The sequence below is a fragment of the Pseudoalteromonas sp. MQS005 genome (assembly GCF_001661605.1).
Classification (GTDB): Bacteria; Pseudomonadota; Gammaproteobacteria; order Enterobacterales; family Alteromonadaceae; genus Pseudoalteromonas; species Pseudoalteromonas tetraodonis.
Map to the genome: position 1 here is coordinate 51,384 of NZ_LYRQ01000013.1, position 18,747 is coordinate 70,130.

General features: G+C 40.5%; 13 protein-coding genes. 11 read left to right on the forward strand and 2 right to left on the reverse strand.

The genetic code is table 11. The features are described 5' to 3' along the window. Positions 1-61: 61 nt before the first annotated feature. From pgi to A9479_RS06740, 5 genes are all read left to right on the forward strand, one after another. The gene (gene pgi / locus A9479_RS06715) at positions 62-1,729 is read left to right on the forward strand and encodes a glucose-6-phosphate isomerase (RefSeq protein WP_064662993.1); all 1,668 of its coding nucleotides are present in this window, start codon (positions 62-64) and stop codon (positions 1,727-1,729) included. Positions 1,730-1,939: 210 nt separating this feature from the next. Then, positions 1,940-3,412, forward strand: a complete 1,473-nt coding sequence (gene zwf, locus A9479_RS06725; RefSeq protein ID WP_013465247.1) for a glucose-6-phosphate dehydrogenase — start codon at positions 1,940-1,942, stop codon at positions 3,410-3,412. A gap of 3 nt (positions 3,413-3,415) precedes the next feature. Next, complete coding sequence (gene pgl, locus A9479_RS06730; RefSeq protein WP_064662995.1) at positions 3,416-4,126, forward strand: 6-phosphogluconolactonase; 711 nt, start codon at positions 3,416-3,418, stop codon at positions 4,124-4,126. A 579-nt stretch (positions 4,127-4,705) separates the two neighbouring features. Then, the gene (locus A9479_RS06735) at positions 4,706-7,324 is read left to right on the forward strand and encodes a TonB-dependent receptor (RefSeq protein ID WP_033104402.1); all 2,619 of its coding nucleotides are present in this window, start codon (positions 4,706-4,708) and stop codon (positions 7,322-7,324) included. A 76-nt stretch (positions 7,325-7,400) separates the two neighbouring features. Then, positions 7,401-8,936 carry a tryptophan halogenase family protein gene (locus A9479_RS06740; RefSeq protein WP_064662996.1) on the forward strand — a complete coding sequence of 512 codons (1,536 nt, stop codon included), beginning with the start codon at positions 7,401-7,403 and terminating at the stop codon, positions 8,934-8,936. Positions 8,937-8,939: 3 nt separating this feature from the next. On the opposite strand, the gene A9479_RS06745 is transcribed toward A9479_RS06740, so the two are convergent. Next, positions 8,940-9,650 carry a DUF6445 family protein gene (locus tag A9479_RS06745; protein ID WP_064662997.1) on the reverse strand — a complete coding sequence of 237 codons (711 nt, stop codon included), beginning with the start codon at positions 9,648-9,650 and terminating at the stop codon, positions 8,940-8,942. Between the two features lie 305 nt (positions 9,651-9,955). Here A9479_RS06745 and A9479_RS06750 point away from each other — a divergent pair, with 305 nt between their 5' ends. From A9479_RS06750 to A9479_RS06770, 5 genes are all read left to right on the forward strand, one after another. Next, positions 9,956-10,660, forward strand: a complete 705-nt coding sequence (locus A9479_RS06750; protein ID WP_013465241.1) for a SapC family protein — start codon at positions 9,956-9,958, stop codon at positions 10,658-10,660. 124 nt (positions 10,661-10,784) lie between these two features. Further along, positions 10,785-11,819 carry an isoaspartyl peptidase/L-asparaginase family protein gene (locus A9479_RS06755; RefSeq protein ID WP_013465240.1) on the forward strand — a complete coding sequence of 345 codons (1,035 nt, stop codon included), beginning with the start codon at positions 10,785-10,787 and terminating at the stop codon, positions 11,817-11,819. Positions 11,820-11,947: 128 nt separating this feature from the next. Further along, on the forward strand, positions 11,948-15,835 hold the full coding sequence (gene hrpA / locus A9479_RS06760) for an ATP-dependent RNA helicase HrpA (protein ID WP_197487242.1): 3,888 nt from the start codon (positions 11,948-11,950) through the stop codon (positions 15,833-15,835). Between the two features lie 226 nt (positions 15,836-16,061). Further along, positions 16,062-16,442 carry a two-component system response regulator gene (locus A9479_RS06765; RefSeq protein WP_013465238.1) on the forward strand — a complete coding sequence of 127 codons (381 nt, stop codon included), beginning with the start codon at positions 16,062-16,064 and terminating at the stop codon, positions 16,440-16,442. An 8-nt stretch (positions 16,443-16,450) separates the two neighbouring features. Next, the gene (locus A9479_RS06770) at positions 16,451-16,747 is read left to right on the forward strand and encodes a PilZ domain-containing protein (protein ID WP_013465237.1); all 297 of its coding nucleotides are present in this window, start codon (positions 16,451-16,453) and stop codon (positions 16,745-16,747) included. 9 nt (positions 16,748-16,756) lie between these two features. Here the strand turns inward: A9479_RS06770 and A9479_RS06775 are convergent, their stop codons facing one another. Then, positions 16,757-17,947, reverse strand: coding sequence for a class I SAM-dependent methyltransferase (locus tag A9479_RS06775; protein ID WP_013465236.1), 1,191 nt, complete (start codon positions 17,945-17,947; stop codon positions 16,757-16,759). 139 nt (positions 17,948-18,086) lie between these two features. On the opposite strand from A9479_RS06775, the gene A9479_RS06780 reads away from it, so the two are divergent. Further along, a complete protein-coding gene (locus A9479_RS06780; RefSeq protein WP_028835036.1) occupies positions 18,087-18,743 on the forward strand; it encodes an HD domain-containing protein in 657 nt (218 codons plus the stop codon). Positions 18,744-18,747: the final 4 nt, after the last annotated feature.

The window sequence follows — 18,747 nt, forward strand, 5'->3', positions numbered from 1 at the left end:
GTCGTAAAAAATTAAATAAAGCGCTTTAAATCAATAGATTAATAAATTAGGGGATGTTTACATGGCGAGCCGTTCTGAGTTAGTAAGTTGGCAAGCACTAGAAAATAGTGCACAAAAGATGGCACAAACACATCTGAAAACTTTATTTGCACAAGACGATTCTCGTTTTTCTCAATTTTCTACTCACATTCCTGGTGTATTGTTTGATTATTCAAAACAACGTATTGATGAGAAAGTTTTCGCTCAATTAATCTCATTAGCTAAAGAGTGTGATATTGAAGCGTGGCGTGAAAAAATGTTTGCCGGTGAGAAAATAAATATCACCGAAGACCGTGCCGTATTGCATACCGCACTTAGAAATCGCGCCCATACACCGCTTATTGTTGACGGTGAAAATATTACTGAGGCGGTCGATAGCGAACTTGCTAAAATTAAAACCTTTGTTGAAAAAGTACGCAGCGGGCAGTGGTTAGGTTACACCGGTAAAGCGGTGAAAGATGTAGTGAGTATTGGAGTAGGGGGTTCAAACCTAGGCCCTCAAACAGCGACTGAAGCACTTAAAGCAGTGGTTGATAAGCCGTTAAACGTTCATTATGTTTCTAATGCTGATGGCGTACAAATTGCGTCAGTATTGAATAAAGTTGACCCTGAAACAACGTTATTTGTTATTTCGTCAAAAACCTTTACTACCTCAGAAACCATGACCAACTCAAAAACAGCGGTTGATTGGTTTTTAAATAGCGCCAAAGATAAAAGCGCCATAGCAAAGCATTTTGTGGCAGTAAGCACCAATTTAGAAAAAACCGCGGCATTTGGTATTAGTGACGAAAACGTATTTACCATGTGGGATTGGGTTGGGGGTCGTTTTTCACTTTGGAGTGCCATTGGTTTACCTATTGCACTTTATGCCGGCTTTGAAGCATTTGAAGCTATTTTAGAAGGGGCGTTTGAAGTTGACGAGCACTTTAAGTCGGCGCCGCTTGAGCAGAATATTCCTTTAATTATGGCGCTGTTGAGTGTATGGAATACCAGCTTTTTAGGATTTGATTCGCAAGCTATTTTACCTTATGACCAAGCATTACATATGTTGCCTGCGTATTTACAACAGGGTGAAATGGAAAGTAACGGTAAGCACGTCACTTTTGATGGGCAAACCGTACCTTACACTACCGTGCCTATTATTTGGGGCATGACGGGAATAAATGGCCAGCATGCGTTTTATCAATGTTTGCACCAAGGCAATGTAATTGTCCCTGCGGACTTTATTGGCTCTGTAAAACCACAGGTTAACGTTGATAAGCATCACAATATTTTATTATCGAACTTTTTTGCACAAACCGAAGCATTAATGAACGGGGTAGATGCGCAGCAGATAACCGCTGATTTAGCAGCCAAAGGCAAAACGCCTGCGCAAATTGAAATGCTACTAAAGCATAAAATTCATCAAGGAAACCGCCCAACAACGTCTATATTATTAGACACGGTTGATGCAAAAGCGGTGGGTCGTTTAATTGCACTGTATGAACATAAGATTTTTTGCCACGGTATTCTTTTACAAATATGTTCATTTGATCAGTGGGGCGTTGAGCTTGGTAAAGGTTTAGCCTCTAAAATTGAAGCTGAATTAACCGACGATAACGTGGTTAATGAGCACGACAGCTCAACACAGGGCTTGATGGCGTACTACAAACAACACCGTACGCTAACACATTCACTTATTACACAATAAGTAACCAAATACCTTTGAACGGGTAGCGCTGGAGTCCTAGGGCCTGTATTTTTGTGAGAGGAATTACAGTGTCCCTAGACCCATTTTTATGGCGCATATAACGAACAACATTAGTAGGCTTTGTGCTAAGGCCTGCATATCCAGATAATAAACCGCTATAACTGATTACCAATACGGTAGTGGCAGGTAGCATAAACGTAGAGAGTAACTATGCTTAATCCTTTTGATATTATAATTTTTGGGGGCGGTGGTGATCTTGCGTTACGCAAATTACTTCCTGCAATGTATCGAGCATATCAAGAAGGTAACTTACCGCAAGGCTCACGTATTTTGCCTACCGTGCGCGAACAAAGTAAATGTGATGAATACATTGATACCGCACACAAAGCATTACAAGAATTTTTAAGCGAAGGCGAGTATAACGCTAAGGATTGGAAATCGTTCTCAGCGTTTTTAGTGCCTGTAGTGAGTAATGTTACCGAAGCGGATGATAACTGGGATGTGCTGAAAAAAATTCTTGATGAAGACGACAGCGATAAATCTCGTGTGTTTTACTTATCTCTTCCGCCAGCTGTGTATGGCACTTGTTGTGAAATTCTATCCACTAAAAAATTAATAACAGCCAATTCACGTGTTGTTGTAGAAAAACCAATTGGTTATTGTGGCGAGTCTGCAGAAGTTATTAATGCGAAAATTGCACAGTACTTCGACGAAGATCAAATTTTCCGTATTGACCACTACCTAGGCAAAGAAACCGTTCAAAACTTAATGGCATTGCGTTTTTCAAATTCATTATTTGAAAACATGTGGGATGCTAAATCGATTGATAATATCCAAATTAGCTTATCAGAAACGGTAGGGCTTGAGAGCCGCGCTGGTTTTTATGATAAAGCCGGTGCTTTGCGTGACATGGTGCAAAACCACTTGTTACAGCTACTTTGCTTAGTCGCAATGGAGTCACCGCATAAACTTAAAGCCAATAGTATTCGCAATGAAAAGTTAAAAGTATTAGAAGCATTACGCCCATTAGAGGGCAGCGATGTTGATGACAATATTATTCGTGGGCAATACGTACCGGGTGATTTAAACGGTAAAATAGTCCCAGGTTACTTAGAAGAGCTAAACGAAGGGGCAAGTAAAACTGAAACCTTCGTGGCTATTCGTGCGCACATTGATAATTGGCGTTGGGCAGGTGTGCCTTTTTACCTGCGTACCGGTAAACGTATGGCAAAGCGCTGCGCTGAAATTGTGGTTGAATATAAAAAAGTATCTCATAACGTGTATGAGGACAGCGTAGGTAATATCGAGCCAAACCGTTTAGTGATCCGTTTACAACCACAAGAAAGTATTCAATTAACGCTGATGTCGAAGCGTTTAGATAATTTAGACATGCAACTTGAACCTGTAACGATGAACATTGAGCTGTCGCAAGCATATAGTAATGGCTTTCACTCAGATGCTTACAAACGTTTAATGCTTGATGCTGCAGCGAATAATCCATCATTATTTATTCACCGCGACGAAGTACGCCAAGCATGGAAATGGATTGATCCAATAATTGAACGTTGGCAAGAGAAAGGTAAACCAGCACTGTATAGAGCCGGTAGTTGGGGCCCTGAAGATGCAGATGAATTATTAGCAGAGAATAATCATGTTTGGTTTAACACTGGCGATAAGGCATAAGTGATGGCAACAATAGTAGAAAAGTTTTTTGACGATAAAGCTGCGCTGACTGATGAATTATCTCAGTCACTAGAGTATGCTTTACGTGATGGCATTGAACGTGATGGCCGTGCAGTATTAATGGTTTCAGGCGGTTCTTCACCTGAGCCGGCTTATAAACATTTATCGACCCTTGATTTAAACTGGGCAAACATTGATGTTGCTATGGTTGATGAGCGCTGGGTTGAGGCAAGTCATGAAAAGAGTAATGAAGCATTTATCAAGCGTACTTTGTTACAAAACCATGGTGCAGCGGCTAATTTTATTAGCATGAAAAATACAGCAGCCACTGCAGAGCAAGGGGTTGATGCCTGTGAAGCGCAGTTTCAAGCATTAAAACGTCCTTTTGATGTGACTATTTTAGGCATGGGCCCAGATGGCCACACCGCGTCATTATTCCCACATGCACAAGGCCTGAAAAACGGCTTAGATTCAAGCCAACTTGTGTGCGCTATCAACGCGATACAAAGTGACGTAACAGGCAGTATTACTGAGCGCATGAGCTTAACGTTAAATGCGATTGCACAATCTAAAGTGGTTAAATTGCTAATTAGTGGCGATGAAAAGTTGGCTGTTTATAAACAAGCTTTAGCGGGGGGCGATGTGAATGACATGCCGTTACGTGCGGTATTAAATCACCCTGAGATCAACATTGAAGTGTATTGGGCGCCCTAATTTTAATATAAATTAGATGTGCGCTAAACCTCTTTGTATTGATGGTTTAATGAAAGGTCAGTCGCTTTTGCTACTGACCTTTTTTATTGCTGATCTGTTTTACTCTTTGCTGAATTATAAAAAGCCGCGCAGAGATAAAGATGAAATGCTGAGTATTGCCTCCACAATTAGCAGTATAAAATAGGCTTTTACACCGATTGTAAATACTGAATAAATTTTACTTATAGCCAAAAAATCAAATGGTTAAATTTATTAAACACTAACTCACAAGCATGTTTTACGGTTTGAAAATTCCTACTCACCACGTCGTTTTAAACAAAATCAATTTAAAAATGCTTCAAGTACATGCTGGAAATGTGAACGAATTAAACAAATTTAATTCGGCTTTTTCATGCAATAATTAATTTCTTTAAAATCATTTGCTTAATGTTGAATTAGCTATTTTTCATACAAAAAGAGCGGAAAAATGTAGCAAAATTGTAATTTTGCATGTATGGTTTGTTACTACTATGACAGCGCTGTCATGGCGGTAGGCAAAATGATAAACAAAAACCAACAAAATGATTCAAGGGGAATCCTGTGTTAGCTAAAAATTTTAAAAAAAGCTTATTAGCAGTAAATATCGGCTTAGTAATGGGAGCCGGGTTCACTGGTGCTGCATTCGCAGCCGATGAAACTAAAGTTCAAGAAGATGTTGAAGTAATCCAAGTTACGGGTATTCGCGCTTCAAATAAAGAAAACTTAAACGGCAAGCGTTTTTCAAATGCCGTTGTTGATGTTGTAACAGCTGAAGACGTTGGTAAGTTTCCTGATGGCGATGTAGGTGAATCTCTTGGTCGTATTTCTGGTGTCAGTGTATCTCGTCAATTTGGACAGGGTCAGCAAGTATCTATCCGTGGTGCATCAGCACAATTAACACGCACATTACTTGACGGTCATACTGTTGCCTCAACTAGCTGGTTCGATCAACAAGCGGTCGATCGTAGCTTTAATTATTCATTACTACCTTCTGAATTAGTAGGTGGCTTAGAAGTTTATAAATCATCTCAAGCTAATCTAGTTGAAGGTGGTATCGGCGGTACTGTAATTGTTAAAACTCGTAAACCGCTAGATTTAGATGCAAACACTGTATTTGCTAGTGTTAAAGCTGATTACGGTACAGTATCTGAGGAGACAGATCCTGAGCTTTCAGGCTTGTACAGCTGGAAAAATGATGGTGAAACATTTGGTATCTTAGCTGCGGGTTCATTATCAGAAGTAGATTATCAACGTAACGGTATTGAATCGTCAGGTGGTTGGAGTGGCGGTATGGCACCCACAACCTTCCAGCAAGCTCGTGAGCGAACTGCGTATAACGTAGCTATGCAATATCAGCCATCAGACTCGCTAGTTTTAGGTCTAACTTATACAAGTTTAGAGCTAGATGCTAACAATGCTAACTCGCAAATCATTATATTCCCAGGTGATGGTTCATGTGAACAAACGAACGCCTCAGGTAACTGTGTTTCGCGTAATATCGACGGCAATGGCACGGCTTTTTTCCAAACATGGGCGCGTAAAGCAAGCATGAAGTCTGATACTATTGACTTAGATTGGAAATATGACTCAGAGTTATTCACCTTTAAAGGTCGTGTAGGTAAAACAAGCGCAGACAGTGATGTAACAACGGCAAACTATGGTATGTTTGCAAATAACAATAGCGACTTAAATGGGTCTATTGATATGACTGGCGACGTGACTAGATTTAATTTAGCTAATCAATCATACGATGCTAGCATTTTACCTGATACCATCAGCCCACAAACTTGGGCGCCTGAATACAACCCTGATTCAGATGAAGAAAGTTACTTAAATTTAGACTTTGAAATTCCTGTTGAGCTTGGTGTTATTACCGCAATTAAAACGGGCTTAAGATATGCCGATCACAAAGTTGTACAAGATGGTAATGCAGCCAATGTGAATGCCGATTTAGTACCTGTACGTAATGCTAATGAATACTACCCAGGTACCGTGACTGCCGGTGGTGGTTTTGTAATACCTGAACCCGATATGGATCTAATGATTGCTGATTCATTAGCAATGACAGAAGGTTATACAGCACGTCCACAAGCATACGGCACCATAGAAGAAGAAAATTTTGCTTTATATGCGATGGCTGATTTTGACACCGGTGGTATTCGCGGTAATTTAGGTGTTCGTTACATATCAACTGATATTTCGTCAGATTACTATGATTTAAGTGATGAAGGTGTTTACGACTCGACGTTATCTACAGACAAAGCTGATTACAGTGAGTTCTTACCAAGCTTAAACGTGGTTATGGATTTAGCTGACGACTTAATCTTACGTACCTCAGCAGCACAAGTTATCTCTCGCCCTAATTACGCAGATTTATTTGCAACGCGTAATCTAGCGGGTTATACAGATAACCGTCCTTTAAATGAAGTGTTAAATACGGGTAATGTAGGTTTAAGCCCATTTAAAGCGTTCCAGGCAGACATTGGTGTTGAATGGTATTTTGATGACGATGCTATGTTAAGCGTCACTTACTTCACTAAAGAAGTAAGCTCATTTATTTCTACCCAACAACAAACAAACCAACAAATTGGTATCGACATCCCAGTTTATACGACTAACCCAGATGCCGGCGAGCCACCGTGTGGTGCTCAGCAATATGACTGTTGGACAGTAAGCTCATCAACAAATGGTACGGGTGGTTCAATCGAAGGTATTGAGTTCCAAATTCAAGATTCATTCGATAACGGCTTTGGTTATTCATTTAACTACACCTATTCAGATGCGAAAGCACCAGCAGAGAATTACCCAGACCGTGTTGGGGTATTCTCTGATTCATCTAAAAACAGCTATAACGTAGTTGGTTTTTATGAAAATGATGATTTCTCTGCCCGTTTAGCATATAACTGGCGTTCAGAGTTTATTATTCGTGAAGCACCAGGTTGGTACGGTAACCGCGAGCATCAAGACTACGGACAGCTAGATTTCAGTGCAACATACTCTGTAACTGATTACTTAGATGTCACTTTCGAAGGGATTAACCTAACAGAGGAAGACAGCGTTCAGCTGGGTAACAATGATGCATCTACCTCATTACCAAACCCTGATTTACTGAATGATTTTCCAGTGTGGAGTTTTGAAGGTGAAGCACGTTACAAGCTTGGTGTAACAATGCGTTTTTAATACGCTAAATGAGTAAAAATAACCTAGGCCCAGCATTGCTGGGCTTTTTTACGAGGTTAAACTTTATTGGTGATTTATGGATATAAAAAAAGTTGCAATTGTAGGTGGTGGAACAGCAGGGTGGTTAGCTGCAAACCACATTGGCAAAGAGATGCTCAATCGTAAAGGTATATCTGTTACTTTAATAGAGTCCCCAGATATACCGCCAATTGGTGTCGGTGAAGGCACAGTCCCCGATATTAGGAATACCCTAAAAAGCTTTGGTATTCGTGAAGATGAATTTATTAGGCAATGTGATGCAACGTTCAAGCAGTCTATAAAGTTTATTAACTGGATGGATAAGAAAAAACATGGCGAAGGCAACTTTTTTCATCATTTATTTGATGTGCCAAGCCCTTATGATGCCAAGCATTTAACTTCTTATTGGTTAAATAACAAAGAGGAAAGTCAAAGTTATGCGCAGGGCTTATCTTCTCAGCATGTTATTTGTGAGGCAGGCTTAGCACCTAAAAATATTACTAATGCTCAATATGAAGGGGAGTTGGCTTACGCGTATCATTTTAATGCAGGCAAGTTTGCACAACTACTCGCTTGTAATGCAAAAGAAAAATTTTCTGTAGAGCATATACACACCCATGTTACACAGGTAAAGCTTGGCAATGACGGCGCTATTGCTGCACTTATTACAGATAACAATGAAGAGCTTGAGTTTGACTTTTATATTGACTGCTCAGGCTTTGAATCTTTACTTATGAGTAAAGCGTTAAAGATTCCTTTTGTTGATGTATCTGATAGTTTATTAATTAACAGCGCATTAGTGGTGCAAGTACCAACCAAAGCCGATGATGCTATTCCTCCTTACACACTTGCCACCGCTCATCAAGCTGGCTGGATTTGGGATATTGCGCTCACCAATAGGCGTGGAGTCGGTTTTGTTTATTCAGATAACCATATGACGGATGAACAGGCACATGAAAAACTTGACCGTTATTTAGGTGACAGTAAGCAAGATCTTACCTACAGAAAAATACCAATGCGGGTCGGTTACCGGAAAAAGTTTTGGCATAAAAATTGTGTTGCCCTTGGTTTAGCGCAAGGGTTTTTAGAACCATTAGAGGCAACGTCAATATTATTAACTGACTTTTCAGCTAAATTTTTAACGTTGCGCTTTCCATCATCAACAACGCAGCTAGAGCAACTAGAAGAGCGTTTTAATCATGCTATGGGGTATGCATGGGAGCGGGTGATTGATTTTATTAAACTTCACTACTGTATATCAGACCGCACTGATTCAGCTTTTTGGATAGCAAATAAAAACCAAGACACTATTTCCACGTCATTAAAAGAAAAACTTAATTTGTGGAAAGAGTTTACCCCAGTCAGAGATGATTTTTTTAGTCAGTTTGAAGTGTTTTATCTAGAGAACTTCTTATTTGTACTTTATGGAATGAATTACAATACTAAGGCGTTTAACAGCCCCGATAAAGAACAGGCACAATGTTTAGCGCGTTTAAAACAAAGAGCTGAGATTGATCATTATTTAATAAATAAGCTTCCTGATCACAGAGCGCTTTTAAATAAAATTAAACAGTATGGGCTTCAGTCAATCTAACCCTTATCTTACACTTGCAAAAGAGGCTATCGACAGACGGCCTTTTTTAGCATCGGCTAAGCAGCTTTGCTCAGAGTAAATATTTGCACTGTGTAATAAGTTACCTTGGTAAATAACAAGGCGATTAAATTTAGCATCTATTTTAAATACCTGCTCAAATAAGCTAGTGGTACCCGTTAAATAGCCTTGATGTTCATCAGGGTTATTTTTAACATCGTTAACTATATCTGCCAATAGTGGTTTGTGTTGCTCTTTAAATTCAATAATGTTTTGCGGTATGTATTTATAAATACTGGTGCCACCGAGTTCCTCACCAGATAAATAATGCACAAACGCATAGTCTCTTTCATCACATGAATCGATATGGGGCACTTTTTGATCGACAATTAAATTAGCCGGTTTACATGAAACTAATGAAAGCAAACTTTTATGAAGAATAGACTCGTGGTAGTTTTTGTTTTCTATTTTAGGCAGTATTTCATTTTGAAAAAATGCGTGCAGCAACCTCAAGTACGGTTGTGGCATATTATCGCGGATCCCCGGATAAAAGGAATTATCTGAGAACATAGGATTAAAGTAAGCTATGTTATGGGCAAAATTCATTACACTACTTGTATCTAAAAGAAAATCATCAACAACGTAAGCGTATACCTGTGTGCCAGGGATCATCAACTTTTCAATTTTTAACTGTGGATTTATGGTTAAATTTTTCATTTTTAAGGTCTAATTTTTGATGAGAATATTTAAGTGTAAACATCTTACCTCGCTGTAAAATTAATATATCACCTCTGACAACGCTGTCAAAGCTATCAGCGAGTGTATTTAATGGCTAATAGACCAGTGAACGTTGGCAAAAGTAACGTTTTTTATATATTTGTCTAAATAATCAGCGATAATGTTTTTGTTAATTAATAACGTACAAAATGACACAAAATTTTCACTTCCTTTTTGTCACCAAAACCATTAGCCTTAGGCCACTAATAGTAATAAATCAAATTAATAAATAACGGAGCAGTAACATGGCGGAGCAACAAGTACAGCCTTTACACAACGAAAAACATGCCAACACTAAAATTAAAAATGGCATCAATATCGAATTTATGAAAACTCAACACTTAGTGCCAGTTGTAGCACACGAGTTTGCGCGTATCGCCAATGAGTTTCCAATGTCTTTTGTTAAAAATAACGAAACAGGTACTTTTCAAGCGGTTGCTATGTTTGGCCTAGAGCCTGGCGAAAACTTATTTGTTGATGGCGACAAATGGACAGCAGCATTTGCACCTATGGCAACAACGCGTTACCCATTAGGTTTAGTAAAGCACCCTGAGCAAGATCAATTTGGTATTGTAATTGACGAAGCGAGCTCATTAGTTGGTGAAGAAGAGGGTAATGCATTATTCGAAAACGGTGAAGAAACTGATTACCTTAAGCGTCGTAAAGAAGCGTTAGTATCGTTCATTGAGTTTTCACAAGTCACTGATGCGTTTACTAAATTCCTTGCTGATAAAGAATTACTAGTAGCACAAACGCTAACGGTTGATATTAAAGGCGAGAAAAAAGACATCAACGGTATTTACCTTATCGATGAGAAAAAACTAAATGAGCTAAGCGATGCAGACTTTCTAGAGCTTCGTAAACGCGGTTATTTAGCACCTATCTATTCTTTCTTAACGTCTACTCACCAAGTAGCACGTTTAGCACGTTTAAAAGCGCAACAAGCGTAATTTTTAAACAGAATTCAAAAAGCGCCTCAGGGCGCTTTTTTTATGCCATTAAACTCAGTTCACTTGAAAAACCCCACGTAACCATTCACATTAGTTTTAATCTTAACTAACAAAAGAACGCACAATGAAAAAATCACTATTACTAGGACTGCTTTGCGGTAGTTTAATGAGTGTGAGCTCATCTGCATTGAGTGCGAGCACGCCGTTTGCCATTGCGATTCATGGCGGGGCAGGCACAATCGAAAAAAGTAAATTTACACCTGCTCAAGAGCAAGCTTACCGCGATAAATTAGCTCAAGCTGTTGAGACTGGGTATAAGGTACTTGAACAAGGCGGAGAAAGCCTTGATGCAGTCACAGCAGCCATTGAAGTGTTAGAGCAATCGCCTTATTTTAACGCCGGACGCGGCGCGGTATACACCTATGATGGTAGCCATGAGTTAGATGCCTCTATTATGGATGGTCGTAACCGCCAAGCTGGAGCGGTTTCGGGCATTAAGCATATAGAAAGTCCAATTAAACTTGCCCGTTTAGTGATGGAAAAATCAGTGCATGTGATGTTAAGTGGCCAAGGTGCAGAAGAGTTTGCTAAAGAGCAAGGAGTTAGCTTAGTAGAGAATAATATATTTGATACAAAGCATCGCTATGAAGCTTTATTAAAAGCAAAGGAAAAACTAGAGGCGAGCAAAAGCACCAATAAAGATTATCAAGCAGCGCACAAGGCGTTACCCGCTAATTATAAAATGGGGACTGTGGGTGCGGTTGCACTGGATAAACAAGGTAATTTAGCCGCGGGTACGTCAACTGGCGGAATGACCGCAAAACGTTTTGGCCGTATTGGTGATGCACCAGTTATTGGCGCGGGTACCTTTGCAGAAAACGCCTCGTGTGCAGTATCGGCAACCGGCCATGGCGAATATTTTATTCGTTATAATGTGGCAAGCGATATTTGCGCACGAGTAAAATATCAAGGTAAAACCATTGCTCAAGCCGGGGATGAAGTAATAAATGGGGTGCTTAAACCGATTGGCGGCACAGGCGGTGTTATTATTGTTGATACAAAAGGCAATATTAGCCTGCCGTTTAACACCACAGGCATGTACCGTGCGAGTAAATCGAATACGCAAGCGACTTATGTAGGTATTTTTAGCGACGAATAAGCGTTTTTCTTTAGTGGCTGGAGGTTTATATAATAATCCGCTGATTGTTATGTCCTTTACAGGATTAACCCCAGCCATTTAATTTGCTACAATCGGGACTCTTTGACTAATTTTTATAAGGTATGCAGGTGGTAAACCTAGGTCAGTTGTTTGGCGAGCTAAAAACGTGCTTAAAAAAAGATCAATTCAGTTTTAAAAAGCGCCTTCATGGCGTAAAAAAAATTACCGACGAGGCAAAACTTACCAGTGCGCTTGAAAAAATTACGGCTGATATCAGTCGCAGTCAATCGCTTCGCGAGCAGCGTTTAGCTGGGCTACCTAACGTTACTTATCCTGAGCAATTACCGGTCAGTCAAAAAAAAGACACCATTAAAGAAGCCATTGCTAATAATCAAGTGGTGATCATTGCTGGTGAAACCGGCTCAGGTAAAACCACACAAATTCCTAAAATGTGTTTAGAGTTAGGCCGCGGGGTTGATGGGTATATAGGCCATACTCAACCTAGACGTTTAGCTGCACGTAGCGTTGCCAATCGTATAGCAGAAGAAATGCAATGCGAGCTTGGTCAGCAAGTGGGTTTTAAAATTCGCTTTAGCGATCAGGTTTCTAATAACAGTTATATAAAACTGATGACCGACGGTATTCTATTAGCTGAAATACAACAAGACCGTTTTTTGAATCAATACGACACCATTATTATTGATGAAGCGCATGAGCGCAGTTTAAACATTGATTTTATTTTAGGTTACCTTAAAAATTTACTTCCTAAACGTCCTGACTTAAAAGTTATTATTACCTCAGCGACCATTGATCCAGAACGTTTTTCTAAGCACTTTGATGATGCGCCAATTATTGAAGTATCAGGCCGGACATTCCCTGTGGATGTACGCTATAACCCCATCAGTGATATCCAAAAAGAAGAGATGGAAGCCGAAGGCGACCAGTTACAGGGGATTTTTGATGCGGTCGATGAACTTTGCGCTGAAGGCCCCGGTGATATTCTGATCTTCTTAAACGGTGAGCGAGAAATACGCGATACCGCCGATGCGCTAAGTAAGCGCAATTTAAAACACACCGATATATTACCTTTGTATTCAAGGCTATCGAACGCTGAGCAAAATCGTATTTTTGCGCCGCATTCGCGCCGCCACATTATTCTCTCAACCAACGTGGCTGAAACATCGCTAACGGTGCCAGGTATTCGTTATGTTATAGACCCGGGTACGGCGCGTATTAGTCGTTACAGTTACCGTACAAAGGTTCAACGTTTACCCATAGAGCCTATTTCGCAAGCCAGTGCTAATCAGCGAATGGGGCGTTGTGGACGTGTTGAAGCGGGTATTTGTATTCGCTTGTATTCAGAGGACGATTTTTTATCACGTCCTGAATTTACCGATCCTGAAATATTGCGTACTAACTTAGCGTCAGTTATTTTACAAATGCTGGCATTAGGGTTGGGTGATATGGCGCAATTTCCTTTTGTGCAAGCCCCAGATAGCCGCAACATTAACGATGGTTTAACACTGCTTGAAGAGTTACAAGCGGTAAAAGAAGCTAAACGCCATCAAAAAACCAGTTTAACGCAATCTGGTCGAGAGCTGAGTCGTTTGCCAGTGGATCTGCGTTTAGCAAAAATGGTGTTGACTGCGCATAAGCTGGGTGCATTGCGTGAGGTGATTATTATTGTTGCTGCGCTCTCAATTCAAGACCCACGAGAACGACCACAAGAAAAACGCCAGGCAGCGAATGAAAAACACGGTCGCTTTGACGATCCAGACTCTGACTTTATCGCCTTTTTAAACCTATGGAATTACCTCGAAGAGCAGCAAAGTGAGCTGACCAATAGCCAGTTTAGAAAGCTATGTCAAAAAGACTTTTTAGCGTATATGCGTATTCGTGAATGGCAAGACATTGTTTATCAAATCAGCACTGTGTGCAATGAAATGAAAATGAAAGCCACCACTAATGTTGCAGATAGCGAGCTTATTCACAAAGCACTGTTAAGTGGCATGCTCAGTCATATCGGTTTTAAAGACGAAAAGCAGCTGTATAAAGGCGCACGTAATAGCCAATTTCATATTTTTCCGGGATCAGGCTTGTTTAAAAAGAGCCCCAAGTGGATGATGTCGGCTGAGCTGGTGGAAACCAGTAAACTCTATGCCCGTATTAATGCCAAAATTGATGTGAACTGGGTAGAACCGTTTGCTCAACATTTGGTAAAACGAAGCTATACAGAGCCACACTGGGAGAAAAAGCCCGGTGCAGTCATTGCCTTTGAGCAACAAACACTTTACGGCCTGCTTATCGTTAATAAACGCCGGTGTGTGTATAGCAAGATTGATCCTAAAGTAAGCCGCGAATTATTTATCCGCTCGGCGCTGGTTGAACAAGAACTTGGATTAAATGAAGCATTTTTAGCGTATAACCGCGAATTAATTGAAGATATTCAAGTGCTCGAGAACAAGTCTCGTAGACGCGATATTTTAGTTGATGAGCAAACCTTGTTTGAGTTTTACGAGAAGAAAATACCCAGCGATATTAACAATCGTGCTGCGTTTATCAAATGGTATAAAACACAAAAACAACAAGACAAACACTACCTGCACATGACGCGCGAAGAGCTCATGCAACATGGCGCCAGCAGCATTACCGAATTTGACTACCCTGATACTTGGCAGCAAGATAATTTGATGCTGCCGCTTACCTATCACTTTGATCCAGGCCAAGCGGTTGATGGCGTTGCCGTACAAATACCCGTTGCACTGTTAAACCAAGTGCAAGAAAGTGGCTTTGATTGGCATATACCGGCATTTCGTCATGAGTTAATTTGTGGGTTAATTAAGTCATTACCAAAGTCATTGCGTCGTAACTTTGTTCCTGCGCCCAATTATGCCGATGCGGTGTTAGCGGCTATAGAGCCATTACAAGGCTCGTTAATCGACTCGCTAAGCAATCGATTACTACGTATGACCGGCGTCCGTGTAGACCCTGAGGCGTGGGATTTAACTGCGCTTGCTCCGCATTTAAGGCTACAATTTGAAGTGCGCGATGAACACGACAAGCTACTGGCACGTGGACTCGATTTAGCTAAACTTAAAGCGCAGCTACAAGGCAAGGTCACCGACACCTTATCTAAAGTCGCCGACAAAGGCATAGAAAAAACCGATTTAACGCAGTGGGATTTTGGAGAGTTACCAACATCCTATGTGAAAAAGCAAGGTCAGTACGAAATTAAAGCGTACCCTGCGCTGGTGGATAAAAAATCAACGGCGGCAGTGGAGTTATTCGATAACGAAATTAAAGCGCAATTAGCGCACCAGCAGGGGTTGCGTCGTTTAGTGTTATTAAACGTGCCATCACCCATTAAATACCTGCAGCAAAATTTACCAAACAAGGCTAAGCTAGGGTTGTACTTTAATCCTTTTGGTAAAATTGCCGATTTAATAGATGACTGCATTGCATCGGGTGTTGATAGCCTATTAGTTAAATATGGTGATATTCGTACAAGTGATGCATTTGAAACGGTTAAAGAGCATATTCGCGGCGAATTAGGCGACACCGTAGTAGCAATTGCAACCCAAGTAGAGCAAGTACTGAGTATTGCTCATGCGCTGCATAAAAAAATGAAAGGGCGAGTAGATTTAACCATGATCACTGCCCATGGCGATATTAAATCTCAGTTAGAATCGCTTATTTTTAAAGGTTTTGTGAGCCAGCATGGGGCGGATAAGCTCGGCGATTTAATTCGTTACTTAAAAGCGATTCAAAAACGACTAGAAAAGCTACCCGTTGACCCAAATCGTGATAGATTATGTGTGCTAGAGCTTGAAAAAGTGGCGCAAGAATATAAAAAACTGACGAATAAAACCCCTAAAGGAATGCCATTGCCTGATGATGTTGAGGCTATTTTTTGGATGCAGCAAGAATTACGCGTATCCTTATTTGCGCAAACCTTAGGTACACCTTATCCAATTTCAGCAAAACGTGTGTTAAATGCGATAAAAGAAATTGAATAATCCCTTTATTCGCTATTAAGCTAGGGTCTGTTGACCTTTGTGGATTAAAATTTGTTCAAACTAAGGGCAGTTTAATTGCGGCGCGAGGTTTGTAACCTAGTGGGCTAAGTAAAAACCACACCACATAGGCTCTGCCTTGCCTAAATACCAAACAGGCTACTGCAAATTCAACCTTGAACGGTCAACAGACCCTAAGGGACTAACTTGAGAAGGAAATGACATTGCTATGTCCTCATTACTAAAACACCAAGCGCGACAATTGTTAGTGGTTGATGATGAGTATTTCAATTTTGAAATACTCAAAGCAGGGTTAGCATCAACATTTGATTTAAGCTATGCTGATTCTGGTAAAAGTTGTTTAGCATCTGCCATTGCTAATCCGCCTGATATTATTTTGCTTGATGTATGTATGCCGGGGCTTGATGGTTATGATACCTGTCGCATACTTAAACATACGCCAGAGACAAAACACATTCCGGTGGTGATGATATCAGGACTTGAGTCAGAGCTTGAGCAACAAGCAGGCTTTGACTCAGGGTGTGATGCTTACGTTGTAAAACCTTTTTCTATCGCCGTACTACGAGAAAAAATTAATAATATTGTGTAGAGGGAATTATGTTTACTGAAGATAAGCGAAACTACAGACGTATGCAGGTTAACACACCCGCTAAGTTAACCTCGATTGAGCCCGTCGCAGGACTAAGTTACACAGGCACCTGCCTTGACTTAAGTGCAACAGGGCTCTCCTTGCAGCTCGATGATTTATTAGAGCTTAACTCAATTTTATCGGTTGATATTGCATCAACCCATCCAAGCATTGCACCGTTAAAAGCCACTGCAAAGGTGATACGTGCCAGCACAGAAGAGGATGGCACGATAACCGCAGGGCTAGAAATTATTGAGTTTAACTAAAATTAGTGTTTAGTAAACCTTACAAATAAGGCCTTTAAGATAAAAGCCTTCAGGGTAGCTGCCCGCAATAGGGTGGTCAGCTGCTTGATTTAAGCGCTCCATGATCAGCAAATCTTTACCTGCATCAAGTGCTGCATCTGCAACCACTTTTTGAAACAAATTTTGTTCCATTAAACCAGAGCATGAGAAAGTAAGCAGTGTGCCGCCTGGTTTTAATATTTGCATCGCAATCATATTAATATCTTTGTAACCCCGACATGCCCCAGTTAACTGCGCTTTATTATCAGCAAATTTAGGCGGATCCATCACAATCGTATCAAACATCACGCCGTCTTCACGGTATTGGCGCAATAACTTAAATACATCTTGTTTTACAAAGTCGACTTTATTTAAATCAAGGTTGTTATGTTCAACATTGCGCTTTGCTGTATCAAGAGCTGGTTGTGAAACATCGACATTGGTTACATGCTTACAGCCACCACGCAGGGCATAAAGAGAAAACGTTCCCGTATAACTAAAGCAATTTAATACGGTTTTATCTTTTGAAAAACGCTCCAGTGCAGCACGGCTATCACGTTGATCTAAATAAAAGCCGGTTTTATGGCCTTCAAGAATATCAACTTCAATTTTTAAACCATTTTCTTCAATGATAACTGGCGCTGTGGGTTCATTACCCCAAAGCACTCCTTTAATTGGCTCCAAGCCTTCTTTAGTGCGCACATCTACATCTGAGCGCTCATAAATATTTGAGCCTGGGAAAATAGCCATTAATGCGCCAACAATTTCACCTTTGTGGCGCTCAGCACCGGCACTGAGTAACTGACAAACCAAGGTGTTATCAAATTTATCTATGGTAACACCCGGTAAATAATCGGATTCAGCGGCGCAAAGCCTAAAACCGGTCAGTCCACCTTCTTCAATCGCATGGCTGCGAGCTTCTAAAGCACGACGTAGGCGACGCTCGAAAAAATGTTGATCTATGACTTCTTTTTCATCAAAGCTCCAAACACGCGCGCGAATTTGTGAATGCGGGCTGTAAGCCGCGGTGGCTAAAAACTTACCTTCACTGTCGTGTATGGTTACCGTGTCACCTAATCCAGGTTTACCTTTAATTTTTTTGATGGCTTTAGAAAATAACCAAGGGTGTTTTCTTTTTAATGATTTATCGCGACCAGCTTGCAGGTAAACGGCAGATGACATAGGGCTTCTCTGTAGTAATAAATAAGCGCTGTATTTTAGTCAAGCCACGCGCAACATACAATGAATGTTTTGCAAGGGCCTTATAAATCGCGTTAAAGTAGGGGATATTACCTCGTTTAAATAGATTTTTGGAAGCTCGGTGAACAATTTAGCCCTTAGCCCTTCATTAAAGCAACTTGATCAGCAATGCAGAGAATTTATAACAGCGCTTATCCATGCTGATGTAGCCCATGATATTACCCATATTGAACGGGTAGTACGTGTTGCAGTTAAATTATGCACTGCTGAAAAAGCCAATATGAATGTTGTTTTACCTGCTGCGTGGTTACATGATTGTGTGGCCGTAGCAAAAAACCATCCCGATAGGGCAAAAGCTTCAACGATGGCTGCCGATAAAGCGATTAGTTTTTTAGCGTCTATTGGCTATGATGAAGCGCTATTTGATGATATTCACCACGCCATAGCCGCGCATAGTTTTAGCGCCAATATTGCTATTAAAACCGTTGAAGCACAGATTGTACAAGATGCTGACAGAATGGATGCCTTAGGGGCTATTGGTGTTAGTCGTTGTATGAAAGTGGGGGGCTCAATAAGCCGACTTTTGTACAATCCTAATGATCCATTTTGTTTAGAGCGTGAGCCCGATGATAAACAATACACATTAGATCATTTTTTTATAAAGTTACTGCATATTGCAAAAAGTATGAATACACCTTCTGCTAAAGCCGAAGCACTTAGAAGAACAGATTACATGTATGACTTTTTAGAGCAGCTAAAATCTGAAATTGGAGGGTAAGACA

Excerpts from the sequence above, each read along its gene's own strand:
- pgi (WP_064662993.1), top strand. The coding sequence starts at position 62 with ATGGCGAGCCGTTCTGAGTTAGTAAGTTGGCAAGCACTAGAAAATAGT.
- zwf (WP_013465247.1), top strand. The coding sequence starts at position 1,940 with ATGCTTAATCCTTTTGATATTATAATTTTTGGGGGCGGTGGTGATCTT.
- pgl (WP_064662995.1), top strand. The coding sequence starts at position 3,416 with ATGGCAACAATAGTAGAAAAGTTTTTTGACGATAAAGCTGCGCTGACT.
- A9479_RS06740 (WP_064662996.1), top strand. The coding sequence starts at position 7,401 with ATGGATATAAAAAAAGTTGCAATTGTAGGTGGTGGAACAGCAGGGTGG.
- A9479_RS06745 (WP_064662997.1), bottom strand. The coding sequence starts at position 9,650 with ATGAAAAATTTAACCATAAATCCACAGTTAAAAATTGAAAAGTTGATG.
- A9479_RS06750 (WP_013465241.1), top strand. The coding sequence starts at position 9,956 with ATGGCGGAGCAACAAGTACAGCCTTTACACAACGAAAAACATGCCAAC.
- A9479_RS06755 (WP_013465240.1), top strand. The coding sequence starts at position 10,785 with ATGAAAAAATCACTATTACTAGGACTGCTTTGCGGTAGTTTAATGAGT.
- A9479_RS06765 (WP_013465238.1), top strand. The coding sequence starts at position 16,062 with ATGTCCTCATTACTAAAACACCAAGCGCGACAATTGTTAGTGGTTGAT.
- A9479_RS06770 (WP_013465237.1), top strand. The coding sequence starts at position 16,451 with ATGTTTACTGAAGATAAGCGAAACTACAGACGTATGCAGGTTAACACA.
- A9479_RS06775 (WP_013465236.1), bottom strand. The coding sequence starts at position 17,947 with ATGTCATCTGCCGTTTACCTGCAAGCTGGTCGCGATAAATCATTAAAA.